Source organism: Planktosalinus sp. (assembly GCF_059864935.1).
The window spans coordinates 1-10,353 of record NZ_JCBCCK010000021.1 but is presented as its reverse complement, the minus strand read 5'-3'; the positions used below and the strand labels follow the sequence as shown (position 1 = coordinate 10,353).

Annotated in this window: 11 protein-coding genes and 2 pseudogenes; 6 read left to right on the top strand and 7 right to left on the bottom strand. The window is 38.0% G+C overall.

The window, feature by feature from the left end:
- The 7 genes and pseudogenes from AC6F75_RS00970 to mraZ all read right to left on the bottom strand — a co-directional run.
- Window positions 1-206 (bottom strand): annotated as a pseudogene (locus AC6F75_RS00970) (UDP-N-acetylmuramoyl-L-alanine--D-glutamate ligase); the annotation flags it as partial.
- Window positions 206-1,438, bottom strand: coding sequence for a phospho-N-acetylmuramoyl-pentapeptide-transferase (gene mraY / locus AC6F75_RS00965; protein ID WP_500713057.1), 1,233 nt, complete (start codon window positions 1,436-1,438; stop codon window positions 206-208). The pseudogene AC6F75_RS00970 and the gene mraY, both read right to left, overlap by 1 nt.
- 3 nt (window positions 1,439-1,441) lie before the next feature.
- Window positions 1,442-2,902, bottom strand: coding sequence for a UDP-N-acetylmuramoyl-L-alanyl-D-glutamate--2,6-diaminopimelate ligase (locus tag AC6F75_RS00960; RefSeq protein ID WP_500713056.1), 1,461 nt, complete (start codon window positions 2,900-2,902; stop codon window positions 1,442-1,444).
- Window positions 2,899-4,908, bottom strand: a complete 2,010-nt coding sequence (locus AC6F75_RS00955) for a penicillin-binding transpeptidase domain-containing protein (protein ID WP_500713055.1) — start codon at window positions 4,906-4,908, stop codon at window positions 2,899-2,901. Before AC6F75_RS00955 ends, AC6F75_RS00960 begins: the two co-directional genes overlap by 4 nt.
- On the bottom strand, window positions 4,908-5,228 hold the full coding sequence (locus AC6F75_RS00950) for an FtsL-like putative cell division protein (protein WP_500713054.1): 321 nt from the start codon (window positions 5,226-5,228) through the stop codon (window positions 4,908-4,910). The genes AC6F75_RS00955 and AC6F75_RS00950 overlap by 1 nt, the downstream gene beginning before the upstream one ends.
- Before the next feature lie 3 nt (window positions 5,229-5,231).
- Window positions 5,232-6,128, bottom strand: coding sequence for a 16S rRNA (cytosine(1402)-N(4))-methyltransferase RsmH (rsmH, locus tag AC6F75_RS00945; RefSeq protein WP_500713053.1), 897 nt, complete (start codon window positions 6,126-6,128; stop codon window positions 5,232-5,234).
- Window positions 6,115-6,588, bottom strand: a complete 474-nt coding sequence (gene mraZ / locus AC6F75_RS00940; RefSeq protein ID WP_500713052.1) for a division/cell wall cluster transcriptional repressor MraZ — start codon at window positions 6,586-6,588, stop codon at window positions 6,115-6,117. The genes rsmH and mraZ overlap by 14 nt, the downstream gene beginning before the upstream one ends.
- A gap of 275 nt (window positions 6,589-6,863) precedes the next feature.
- Here mraZ and AC6F75_RS00935 point away from each other — a divergent pair, with 275 nt between their 5' ends.
- The 6 genes and pseudogenes from AC6F75_RS00935 to AC6F75_RS00910 form a co-directional block, all read left to right on the top strand.
- A complete protein-coding gene (locus AC6F75_RS00935; protein ID WP_500713051.1) occupies window positions 6,864-7,628 on the top strand; it encodes an alpha/beta fold hydrolase in 765 nt (254 codons plus the stop codon).
- A gap of 344 nt (window positions 7,629-7,972) precedes the next feature.
- Complete coding sequence (locus tag AC6F75_RS00930; protein ID WP_500713050.1) at window positions 7,973-8,206, top strand: hypothetical protein; 234 nt, start codon at window positions 7,973-7,975, stop codon at window positions 8,204-8,206.
- Window positions 8,193-8,534 carry a type II toxin-antitoxin system PemK/MazF family toxin gene (locus AC6F75_RS00925; protein ID WP_500713049.1) on the top strand — a complete coding sequence of 114 codons (342 nt, stop codon included), beginning with the start codon at window positions 8,193-8,195 and terminating at the stop codon, window positions 8,532-8,534. Before AC6F75_RS00930 ends, AC6F75_RS00925 begins: the two co-directional genes overlap by 14 nt.
- A gap of 10 nt (window positions 8,535-8,544) precedes the next feature.
- Window positions 8,545-9,156, top strand: a complete 612-nt coding sequence (gene yihA / locus AC6F75_RS00920; RefSeq protein ID WP_500713048.1) for a ribosome biogenesis GTP-binding protein YihA/YsxC — start codon at window positions 8,545-8,547, stop codon at window positions 9,154-9,156.
- Between the two features lie 200 nt (window positions 9,157-9,356).
- The gene (locus tag AC6F75_RS00915; RefSeq protein WP_500713047.1) at window positions 9,357-9,908 is read left to right on the top strand and encodes a sigma-70 family RNA polymerase sigma factor; all 552 of its coding nucleotides are present in this window, start codon (window positions 9,357-9,359) and stop codon (window positions 9,906-9,908) included.
- A pseudogene (locus AC6F75_RS00910) lies at window positions 9,892-10,353 on the top strand (hypothetical protein); the annotation flags it as partial. The gene AC6F75_RS00915 and the pseudogene AC6F75_RS00910, both read left to right, overlap by 17 nt.

Here is a 10,353-nt window from a genome sequence, read left to right as displayed (position 1 = left end):
CTTTTCATGACCACATCGGCATTGAGAATTAACGCTTCACTGTGCTTTTCTTCTTCCCAGTCAATCTCATTATGATTAAGAACTTGTTTGTAATTTTCTTTAATTTTTTGTTTGTCTGAAACAAACACTTCATATCCTTTTTGTTTTCCCAAAAGTGCCGTTCCCACACCACTTTCTCCCGCTCCAAGTATCACCAGGCGCCTCATTACCTTACTTTTAATGTCACTATGGTCAATACTGCCAGTATGATTCCCACGATTAAAAACCGGGTTACAATCTTGCTTTCATGATAGCCCTTGATCTGGTAGTGATGGTGAATGGGCGACATCCTGAAAATGCGCCTGCCTTCGCCAAATTTCTTTTTGCTGTATTTAAACCAGCTTACCTGCATCATCACTGAAAGGGTTTCTATAAAAAAGATTCCGCACAAAATGGGAATGAGTAATTCTTTTCTTACTGCAATGGCAATTACAGCTATGATTCCACCGATGGTTAAACTGCCCGTATCACCCATAAATACCTGAGCAGGAAAGGCATTGTACCATAAAAACCCTATAAGTGCCCCAACAAAAGCCATGATGAATATGGTCATTTCACCCGTTCTGGGGATGTACATAATATTGAGGTAATCTGAAAAAATAACATTGCCCGAAACCCAGGCAAAAATGGCGAGGGTAATCACAATTATTGCAGAGGAGCCTGCGGCAAGCCCGTCAATTCCGTCGGTGAGGTTGGCACCGTTTGAAACTGCAGTAACAATAAAAATCACGATAGGAATAAAAAGTATCCACGCATACTTGGCATAATCCTGACTAATCCAAGTAATTAATCTTGAATAATCCAACTCGTTGTTTTTTACAAATGGAATTGTTGTGACCAATGCTTTGGACTCGCGGTTTGCAATTTGCTGCTCGTTTAATGTTACTGTTTGAAAGGTTTGCTGTTGTACATTATCGTCCAGTCGTACTGTTATTTCAGGATGGAAATACATGGTTGCCCCCACAATGATTCCCAAAAACACCTGCCCAAATACTTTGAACTTTCCAGGGAGACCCTGTTTGTTTTTCTTGAATATTTTGATGTAATCGTCAATAAAACCAATAGCTCCCATCCAAATGGTGGTGAATATGAGCAGGATGACATAAATATTGTCCAGTTTAGCAAACAGAAATACCGGTATGAGTGTGGCCAAAATGATAATTAGACCACCCATAGTGGGTGTACCGGCTTTTTCGTTTTGTCCTTCAAGCCCTAAATCGCGAACGGTTTCACCAATTTGTTTTTTTCTTAGGTAGTTGATGATTTTCTTTCCAAATACAATAGCAATAAACAAGGAGAAAATAATGGCCAAAGCCGACCTGAATGAGATAAACTGAAACAAGCCCGTGCCCGGGATATCAAAGTTTTTATCTAAATATTCAAACAAGTAATACAGCATGGTTTATTTGTTTAATTGTTTTAAAAATTCGTTTACAATTTTAAAATCATCAAAGTCAAATCGTTCTCCCTTGATTTCCTGATAGGTCTCATGGCCTTTGCCCGCTATTAAAATGATGTCTTTATTCTCTGCCAGTTGGCAAGCGGTTTTTATGGCTTGCTTTCTGTCAGTAATCGACATGGTCTTTTTAAAGTTTTGCGGCTCCACCCCTTTTTCAATGTCGGCAATGATGGCTTCCGGGTCTTCGTTTCTGGGATTGTCACTCGTAAAAATCACTTTGTTGCTCAGTGCCGAAGCGATGTGTCCCATTTTGGGGCGTTTGCCTTTATCGCGATTGCCGCCGCAACCCACAACCGTAATCAGGGTTTCATTTCCGGTTCTGATGCTGTTGATGGTTTCAAGCACATTTTTTAAGGCGTCAGGTGTATGGGCATAATCCACTATGGCAGTAATGTTTTTATCTGAAATTTGGTGTTGAAACCTGCCTGCCACACTTTCCAGCTCACTTATTATTCTAAGGATTTCAAGTTCATCCAATTCAAGTATTGACGCCACACCATAGATGGCAAGTAAATTATAAGCATTGAAGTTCCCGATGAGTTTGGACCAAATTTCGTTGTTGTTGATTTTAAGCAATAAACCGCTAAACTGATTTTCCAAAACCTGTGCTTTAAAGTCGGCCTGGGTTTTTAATGCATAAGTATACTTTTTGGCTTTGGTGTTTTGAACCATCACCAAGCCATTTTTATCGTCTTCATTGACCAATGCAAAAGCACTTTTGGGCAGATTGTCAAAAAACAATTTTTTTACATCGCGGTATTCTGCAAAAGTGCTGTGATAATCGAGATGGTCTTGAGAAAGGTTTGTAAAAACCCCTCCTGCAAAAGTGAGTGCTTCGGTTCTTTTTTGGTGAATGCCGTGTGAGCTCACTTCCATAAAGCAATAATCAACGCCCTCGATGTACATTTTGTTGAGGTATGAATTTAATGTAAATGAATCCGGGGTGGTGTGCGTCGCTTCAAACTCTTCATCATTAATCATAATTTTTACCGTAGAAATCAAGCCCGTGGCAAAGCCCGCTTTTCTGAACAATTCATAAAGCAAGGTTGCTACAGTTGTTTTTCCGTTGGTTCCCGTTATGCCTATTAACTTCAACCTTTCAGATGGATTTCCAAAATAATTGGCCGCCATAATGGCCAGTGCTTTTTGGGAGTCATCCACCTGAATATAGGTAATTCCGTTAATGATGGTTTCAGGAAGCTTTTCACAAATTACAGCCAGAGCACCTTGATTGACCGCTTTTTCGATATAATCATGCCCGTCTGAAAGGGTGCCTTTTATAGCTACAAAGCAGTCGTTTAGGCTCACTTTCCGGGAATCAAATTCGAGTTGAGAAATCATGATACCGGTGTTGCCAACAACAGCTTCAAGAGTCACTCCGTATATTAAATCCCTTAAATTCATGAGGATAATTCCAGTATAATTTGTGTTCCTTTTTCCAGTTTTGTGCCCTCGGGCACTGATTGTGATTTTACCCTTCCGTTACCGGTAATCACTACTTTTAATCCCATATTTTCCAGTAGGGAAACCGCGTCCATTCCAGCCATTCCACGCACATTGGGTATGCTTTTATGCTCTTGTTGAGCCATTTCATAAAATTTCAAAAAGTCATTTTCAATATCAGCCTGCAATACTTCCAGGTTATTGATATAATCTGAATAAGGGGAGTCGATGTAAATTTTTTGAGCAATACTTTTAAACACGGGGCCGGCAACATCAACACCGTAGTATCCGGTACTTACTTTGGGCTTATGAATAACCACAATACAGGAATACTTTGGGTTTTCAGCAGGAAAATATCCTACAAAGGAGGATATATAGCGTGGGTTTGCTGCCCAGCCATCCATCCAGTATTCGGTTTGAGCGGTTCCGGTTTTACCGGCCATGGAAAAATCCGGAGAATACAATCTGCTTCCCGTTCCTCTGATTACTATATTTTTTAGGATTTCCTGGACTTGTTTAAGGGTTTCAACAGAGGCTATTTGTGAATTTATAATTTCCACTTCAAAAGTTTCAATGTCTCTGTTCATTGCCTTGACTTGTCTGATAAATCGGGGTTTCACCATTACACCGTCGTTTGCAATGGCATTATAAAAAGTGAGCGTTTGCAGTGGGGTTAAGGACACTCCATAACCAAAAGCCATTGAGGGCAATGCATTTCTACTCCAACCAGTCTTATCTGATGGATGCGGTAGTATTGGCCTGCCTTCACCTAAAATGGGCAAGCCAATTTGTCGGTCAAGGTGCATTGCCCGGAGCATTTCCACAAAATGGGCAGGTTTGTCTTTATAATTTTCATCGATAACTTTGGCAATACCTATATTTGAAGAAACTTCTATCGAACGTGCCAATGAGATTTTTCCGTGACCACCTCTACGTGAATCTGAAACTTTTTTGCCATAGAAAAAATGGACCCCATTTCCTGTATCCACTACGCTGCTGGTATCTACAACTTTGTCTTCCAATGCGGCTATTAAAGCCATTACTTTAAAAGTGGAACCGGGCTCGTGAGATTCACCTATGGCATAATTCAGTTTTTCAAAATAAGTTCCCTGAGAAGTGCGCCCAAGATTGGAAACAGCTTTTATCTCGCCGGTTTTGGTTTCCATAACGATAACTGTACCGTGATCTGCTTCATATTTTTCCAACTGCCTAAGCAATGCGTGATGTGCAATATCCTGAATATTGACATTGATGGTTGAAATCACGTCATAGCCATCTTGTGGTTCAATTTCATTGGCATCAAAAATGGGTTTCCATTGGCCTTGAGCAATGCGTTGCCTGAGTTGTCTTCCATCTATACCTTTCAAATAATTGCCAAAAGCACCTTCAAGACCAACTCTTAGTGTGTGTCCGTTTTGGTCTTTTCTCTCATAGCCCACAATGCGCTCGCCAATTTTACCTATGGGATGTTCCCTAACTGTATATTGTTCTGCAATAAAACCTCCGCGATAGGGTCCCAGGTTAAACATTGGAAAGGTTCGCAACTCGAGATAATCTGAATAGCCTACCCGTCGCTCAATAAGCTGGTACCGGTTTTTGTTTGCACGGGCTGATCTGAGTAGTTGCTGATAATGTGAAGCCGGTTTGCCAAACTTTTTTGAAAGCGCTTGAGAAAGTGGCGCAAGGTTTTTTTCAAAATCTTCTGCGCTTACAGTTACGGCATCAAAGCGGATGTCATAATTGGGAACTGATGTTGCAAGAAGGCTTCCGTCATCTGCATAAATATTTCCCCGGTTTGAGGGAATCGTGAAGTTTTTGGTAGTATTTATTTTTGCAAGTTCACGATATTTATCCCCCTCAACAAACTGGATGTTGACAATTTTAAACAGAATGGCAAACACAAACAAAAACAAAACACCGGCGATGATGTACAATCGTTGCAATATGTTTTTGTCTTCAAATGCCATTATTCATCTTGTTTTGTAATTACAATTTTTTGCGGCGGATTTTCAGAAGGCTTTAAACCCCTTTTTTCAGCCAGAAAGACCACCCTGCTTTCCATTCTTTTTTTCATCAATTTTGAACGGGTATCCACAAACTCGCTTCTTAATTCTTTTACTTCATTGTTCATTTTTGCAAGTCTGTGCACTTTTCTATCGGCACTGTGTGCGCTTGAAATCATTACCAGAGCCAGCGCAGAAAGGAAAATGATAAACTTCCAGTTGTTTAAAGCATCTTCGTTGATTAAAAATTTTCCTTTTAGTATGTCGTAAATACTTTTCCTCATTGGTTATAGTCGTTCAGCAATTCTTAGTTTAGCACTTCTGGCGCGGTTGTTTTCTCGAATTTCATCTTCACCGGGAACAATAAGTTTTCCTACTTTTTTATAGGGCACTTCCACATTTCCAAATACATCTTTTTCGGCCTGACCTTCAAACTTTCCGTCCCTGATAAAACGTTTTACCAATCTGTCTTCAAGTGAATGGTAAGAGATCAAACTGAGTCTTCCGCCTTTAGGCAACAAATCGACTGTTTGTAATAAAAACTCCTTTAAAGCCTGTATTTCCTGATTCACTTCAATCCTGACTGCCTGAAAAACCTGGGCTAGGATTTTATTTTCTTTTTGTTTTGGGAGAAATCTTCCCAGTGCTTTTTTGAGATCATCGGTTGTTGCAATGGCATTTACCTGTCTGTTTTCAACAATCATTCGCGCCATTCCTGAAGCCGATTTCAAATCACCGTATTGAAAAAGAATTCGGCGCAAATCAGGTTCACTGTATTCATTGATGATATGCAATGCAGAAACAGTACTCTCCTGATTCATCCTCATATCGAGGGCTGCATCAAATCGTGTTGAAAACCCTCTTTCTGCAACATCAAACTGGTGTGAGGAAACCCCAAAATCACCCAGGATTCCGTCTACCTGTGTTATGCCATAGAACTTTAAAAATCGTTTGATGTGCCTGAAATTTTGGTGAATGAGCATAAACCTATTGTCATCGATAGCGTTTTCCAAAGCATCCACATCCTGGTCAAAAGCAAACAATTTTCCTTCTTCACCCAACTGTTTAAGGATTTTTTTTGAGTGTCCGCCACCACCAAAAGTGACATCAACATAGACCCCGTTGGGTTTTATGTTGAGACCCGCAACAGATTCTTCCAGTAAAACAGGATTATGATAAGTCATTGTCATCATTGCTTTGATCGCCCATTACTTCTTCAGCCAGATCTGCAAAATCGTTTGCCGCATCGTCAATTGCTTTTTCATAATTGTTCTTGTCCCATATTTCAACAATGTTTATGGCTGAAGACAAGACGATTTCTTTATTTATTTTTGCAAACCCAATTAAATCTTTAGGAATCAACAACCGCCCTGTTGTATCAAGTTCAATCACTTTTACCCCTGCGGTAAACCTCCTCACAAAGTCATTGTTTTTTCGGCTAAAGCGGTTGAGTTTATTGATTTTTTGCATCAATTGCTCCCACTCATCCATAGGGTATAACTCAAGGCATGGCTGAAAAACGGCCCTTTTCAAAACAAAACCTTTTTCCAACATGGGAGCCAATTGCTTCTGCAAGGCAGCAGGCAACATCACACGGCCTTTAGCGTCTGCTTTGCATTCATATGTTCCGATGAGATTGCTCATGAGTCTTTAGGTTATACTTTATGAAATTCAAATATATTTAAATTTTCCCACAATTTACCACATTTTCCCACTTTGTTGATAATTTTTACAAAAAACTAAGCAATTAATCTTTAATGACTTATAAAATATGGGCTTATCCATCTCAAGTTGATTTAAGTGCTTTGTGAATAAGATTCATATTTTTCTAAAATATTAAATGACAAATAGTGAGAATTTGAAAAATTATTTATAAAATTGGAATACCTATATTTGCTGTTGCAAAAGCTTAGTGTTTTATGACAAAGGATTTAATACAAGAAGGGAAATTCAGTTATTTTGAAATAGGAACAGGAAAACCCATTATCATACTTCACGGATTGATGGGAGGTTTGAGTAATTTTGACACGGTAACCCGCTATTTTTCTGATCGCGGCTATCAAGTCATTCTTCCTGAGTTGCCCATTTACACGATGCCCATTTTAAAAACCAACGTAAAAAATATTGCTACTTACGTTAAGGATTTTATTGAGCACAAAAACCTTGAAAAAGCAATTTTATTAGGCAACTCTCTGGGTGGACATATTGCTTTACTTTGCGCTAAATTGTATCCAAAATACATAGAAGCTTTAGTTATCACAGGCAGTTCCGGGCTTTATGAAAGTGCTATGGGCGAAAGTTACCCCAAACGTGGGGATTATGAATACATCAAGCAAAAGGCTGAAAATGTATTTTATGACCCCGCAGTGGCTACCAAAGAAATCGTTGACGAAGTCTATGAAGCTGTCAACGACAGAAATAAACTCATCAGAACACTGGCTATTGCCAAAAGTGCCATCAGGCATAATATGTCAAAGGATTTGCCCAACATGCATCATCCCACCTGCATCATCTGGGGTAAAAATGACAATGTAACCCCGCCCAATGTTGCGAAAGAATTTCACGAGCTGCTCCCTAATTCTGATCTTTACTGGATAGACAAATGCGGTCATGCAGCCATGATGGAACATCCTGATGAATTTAATGTCCTTTTGGGCAAGTGGCTGACGGAAAGAGGAATTTGAGGGTTTTGTTGGTACAGCGAGGACACTTCACAGAACGGTGTTTATTTTTCTAAATTATTTTATAATCAAAAACTACATCGACTCCCTTAAAAGGGTCACGACTTTCCACATAAGTAAGCTTCAAACGTTTATTTTCACTTTTCTTATATTTTATCAATTGACCTCTTTTATCAAAATTGTATGCCGTCTTAGGAATCTCTATTGATGCTATACTTTTGAGAATAAAATGATGCATTGTTATCCTTTTTCATATAGAACGTTACACGATCCAGTAACTGACCCTTTTCATTAAATTTTTTTATACCCAAAAAATGATATACTTTTGCAATATACAAAATTGAGTCATGAAAACCATATCATTAAAAATTGACGATACTGTTTTCGGTGAAACCGAAAAAATCCTGTCCAAGATTAAGAAATCAAGAAACAGGTATATTAATGATGCTTTGGATTTTTACAACGATTATCAAAAAAGAAAATTGATTGAGAAAACCCTTAAACAAGAATCCCTTTTAGTAAGGGAGGAATCTACGTCTGTTCTTAAAGAATTTGAAACGTTAGAAGATGAAACAATTTGAAATATGGATTGTTGATTTAAATCCACAGATTGGAACAGAACCCGGAAAAGTAAGGCCGGCCGTTATCGTCCAAACCGATTTATTGAATAAAATATCGCACCCGTCAACTATGATATGCCCTTTAACCACTAATGTTCAGCTAAAATCTGAGATATTGAGGGTTCATATCAAAAGGGGAGTTGCCAATGTTTCTCAGGATTGTGATATAATGGTTGATCAATTGAGAGCTATTGATAATAAACGCTTTATTCAAAAAATAGGTGTTCTGCCTTCAAATCTGGCAGAAAAACTGAATGATAATATTAAAATCTTATTGGATTTAAACTAAACCAACTATTTTGCAAATCAAATCAGCCGAATTCATCATGAGCAACAGCGATGTTGCCAAATGCCCTACAAACCCTCTGCCGGAATATGCATTTATTGGCCGTTCCAATGTGGGAAAATCGTCTTTGATCAATATGCTGATGTTGCGCAAAAACCTAGCAAAAACTTCGGGAAGGCCAGGAAAAACACAACTTATCAACCACTTTCTTATCAACAAAAACTGGCATTTGGTGGATTTGCCGGGCTATGGCTATGCGCGAGTTTCAAAATCAGCGAAGAAGGTTTTTCAGAAATTCATCACTGATTATTTCGTAAAACGCGAACAGTTATTATGCGCTTTTGTACTGGTGGATGTGAGGCACGAGCCTCAAAAAATTGATTTGGAATTTTTAGAATGGATGGGGGAACATCAAATTCCTTTCTGTATCGTCTTCACAAAAGCCGACAAAGTAAAACCCTTGGCACTTAAAAGAAATATTGAAGTTTACAAAACTAAACTTCTTGAAACCTGGGAGGAAGTTCCTCAACATTTTGTCACTTCATCCAGTAGCAGTTTGGGAAGGGATGAACTTTTAAACTATATTGATGCATTAAATGAGGACTATTTTTTACTAAACAAATAAGTCTTTTTTATTGTTAGAACTTCACTACTTTAAAGAAAAAAATCTTTATCATAATCAAAACAAACTACCTCTCCATTATTTTTATTCTCAAAGTATATTGAATTATTCAATCTATTTTTAATTAACTTTAAAAAAAATCAATATCAATTCCAACCTTTTTTGACTTTTATCACTCTATATAGAAAAGGACACAACGAGTTATGGAAGAACATCTAATCATCCAATGCAGGAAACTGCATCGACCCTCACAAAAGCGAGTGTATGAGCTTTTAGCCCCTAAATTGTATCTAACATGTAAAAGGTACCTAAAAAAAGAAGAAGACATTGAAGACACATTGACCGAAGCTTTTTTTACAATTTTTACAAAATTAGACCAATTAAAGGAAAATCTGGCCTTTGAAGGTTGGGCCAGAAAAATAACAACAAACCTCTGTTTGTTGCATATTAAACGAAATGTCAATTTTAACCTGTATCTAGAAGATGTAACCCAGCAACCTTTAGCTGAAAATTCAAACGAAACATTTCTGGAAGAACAGGATTTGCTCAAGCTCCTGAACTATTTACCCGAAGGTGCCAAAACAGTTTTTATCCTTTTTGCAATTGAGGGATATTCACACAAAGAAATAGCCGAGAAACTGAGCATTTCAGAAGGAACTTCCAAATCACAACTCAATGTGTCCCGAACTAAGTTAAAAGAGTTAATCGAAGTGTATTACAGTCAAAAAACAGTGAATTATGGAATCTCAAAATAACAATATAGACAAGTATTTTAAAAAAATCTCTGACGAAACCAAGCCTGAAAATTTTCAGGGTATGGAAAACATTTGGAACAGAGTAGAAAAAAAATTAGATAAAAAAGAACAAAACCGGACATACCCACTTTGGAAATATGCAGGTATAGCCGCTTCAATATTAGTTCTTGTTGGAGTGGGAAGCATTTTTCTGAATAACGACACTACAAATGTCATTCAACAACCGGAACGCACTATTGTATCCGTTGAGGAAGATAGTGTAAAAGAAGAATCAATCACATTTACTGAAAAGGAAGAGTTTGTGCCAGAGGATATGGAACAGGAAGAAACAAAAAAAGAAAAGAAAGTTGTTACTGAAATTACAAGGGAAACTGATCAACCTCAAGAAGACTTCTATAATGCCATAGCAGTTTCAGAATTGGAATCAGAAGGTATTTCAGAAAGA

Excerpts from the sequence above, each read along its gene's own strand:
- mraY (WP_500713057.1), bottom strand. The coding sequence starts at position 1,438 with ATGCTGTATTACTTGTTTGAATATTTAGATAAAAACTTTGATATCCCG.
- AC6F75_RS00960 (WP_500713056.1), bottom strand. The coding sequence starts at position 2,902 with ATGAATTTAAGGGATTTAATATACGGAGTGACTCTTGAAGCTGTTGTT.
- AC6F75_RS00955 (WP_500713055.1), bottom strand. The coding sequence starts at position 4,908 with ATGGCATTTGAAGACAAAAACATATTGCAACGATTGTACATCATCGCC.
- AC6F75_RS00950 (WP_500713054.1), bottom strand. The coding sequence starts at position 5,228 with ATGAGGAAAAGTATTTACGACATACTAAAAGGAAAATTTTTAATCAAC.
- rsmH (WP_500713053.1), bottom strand. The coding sequence starts at position 6,128 with ATGACTTATCATAATCCTGTTTTACTGGAAGAATCTGTTGCGGGTCTC.
- mraZ (WP_500713052.1), bottom strand. The coding sequence starts at position 6,588 with ATGAGCAATCTCATCGGAACATATGAATGCAAAGCAGACGCTAAAGGC.
- AC6F75_RS00935 (WP_500713051.1), top strand. The coding sequence starts at position 6,864 with ATGACAAAGGATTTAATACAAGAAGGGAAATTCAGTTATTTTGAAATA.
- AC6F75_RS00930 (WP_500713050.1), top strand. The coding sequence starts at position 7,973 with ATGAAAACCATATCATTAAAAATTGACGATACTGTTTTCGGTGAAACC.
- AC6F75_RS00925 (WP_500713049.1), top strand. The coding sequence starts at position 8,193 with ATGAAACAATTTGAAATATGGATTGTTGATTTAAATCCACAGATTGGA.
- AC6F75_RS00915 (WP_500713047.1), top strand. The coding sequence starts at position 9,357 with ATGGAAGAACATCTAATCATCCAATGCAGGAAACTGCATCGACCCTCA.